This is a genomic window from Streptomyces sp. 8L, assembly GCF_020176795.1.
In the GTDB taxonomy this organism is placed as follows: Bacteria; Actinomycetota; Actinomycetes; order Streptomycetales; family Streptomycetaceae; genus Streptomyces.
Map to the genome: position 1 here is coordinate 1 of NZ_JAIUKE010000656.1, position 1,706 is coordinate 1,706.

1 protein-coding gene is annotated in these 1,706 nt (G+C 77.1%); it reads right to left on the reverse strand.

Annotation, left to right across the window (positions count from 1 at the left end):
* Positions 1-78: 78 nt before the first annotated feature.
* Positions 79-1,706, reverse strand: a 1,628-nt coding sequence (locus tag LCE31_RS36585; RefSeq protein WP_263632723.1) for a S1C family serine protease, incomplete at its 5' end; no start/stop codon positions are given.

A 1,706-nucleotide genomic window follows, 5' to 3' on the forward strand; every position in this document is an offset into this window, starting at 1 on the left:
CCCCCCGCCCCTCCTCCCCCAACTACCCCCGCGGCGGCCCCCCCCCCCCCCCCCCCCCCGCGGGGCGCCGGGACGGTGTCAGCTGTTGCTGTCGCCCTTGCGCGCGCCCAGTGTGACCTGGACCGTGTGGCTCTGGCCGTCGCGCTTGTACGTCAGGTTCACCTTGTCGTTCGGCTTGTGCGTCCAGATCTCGCTGATCAGGGTCGGACCGCTGTCGATCGGGGTGTCACCGAACTTCGTGATGACGTCGCCCGACCGCAGGCCCGCCTTGGCCGCGGGGCCGCCCGCGGTGACCGCCTGGCTGCCGCTCACGCCCTGCGACGCGATCACCGCTCCGTCGCCGCCCTGGTCGCCCTGCTGGCCGTTGTCCATGGTGACCGTGGCGCCGATGATCGGGTAGACCGGCTGGCCCGTCTTGATCAACTGCTGGGCGACGGTGGCCGCCTGGTTGATCGGGATGGCGAAGCCGAGGCCGACCGAACCCGGCTGGCTGCTGCTGCCGCCGAGGCCGCCGTCGCCACCGCCGCTGCCGCCCGGCTGGATGGCCGAGTTGATGCCGACGACGGCGCCGCGCGAGTCGAGCAGCGGGCCGCCGGAGTTGCCGGGGTTGATCGACGCGTCCGTCTGGAGCGCGCTCATGTACGAGGTGCTGTTGCCGCTCTCGTCGCCCGAGACGACCGGCCGGTGCTCGGCGCTGATGATGCCGGTGGTGACCGTGTTGGACAGGCCGAAGGGAGCGCCGATCGCGATCGTCGAGTCGCCGACCTGCGCCTTGTCGGAGTCCCCGAGCGGGAGGGGCTTGAGGCCCGACGGCGCGTTCGTCAGCTTGATGACGGCGACGTCGTACCCCTCGGCCCTGCCGACGACCTGCGCCTTGTACTTCTTGCCGTTGGAGAAGGTGGCGGACAGCTTGCCGCCGCTCGCCGCCTCCGCGACCACGTGGTTGTTCGTCAGGATGTGGCCCTGCTTGTCGAAGACGAAGCCGGTGCCCGTGTCGCCGCTGCCGTTGCCGCTCGTGGCGTCGATCGTGACGACGCTCGGCAGCGAGCTGGCGGCCACCGCGGCGACGGAGCCGCTCGCGGCCTTGCCCTTCGGCAGGTCCGCCGCGGAGACCGTGGTCGAGCCGATGCCGCCGTTGTCGTCGCTGGACGCGGCCCAGTAGCCGATGCCGCCGCCGATGCCGCCCGCGACGAGCGCGCCGATGATGACGGCCGCGATCAGACCGCCCCTGACCCGGCCCCCGCGGCGGGGGGGCTGGTGCTCGGGCGAGCCCCAGACCGGGCCGCCGGGGCCCTCGGGGCCGCCGCCGAAGCCCTGTCCTTCGGGGGCGCCGTACGCGGGGTACTGGGGCGCGGCGGGCGGCGGCCAGCCGCCCGCGGGAGGTCCGCTCGGCGGGGGCGGAGTGCCGCCCTGGGCCGCGTGCGCGCCGTGGGTCGCCGCGTGGTGGTGCGGCGCCTGTCCGGGCGGCGGCGGCGCGTCCGTCGGCCCGGCCGGCCGGGGGGGGGGGCGCGGCCGCGCGGCGGCCCGGGCGGGGGGGGGCGCCCCCCCCCCGGCGCGCCCCCCCGGGGGGGGGGGCGGCCCGGCCGGGGGGGGGGGGGGGGGGGCGGGCGGCGGGCGGGGGGGGCGGCGTGTGCGGCCCGCGCGCGCGCCCACGGCTGTGGGGGCCCGGCCCCCGTGCCGTGGGCCCGTACCAGTCCATCGCGTGG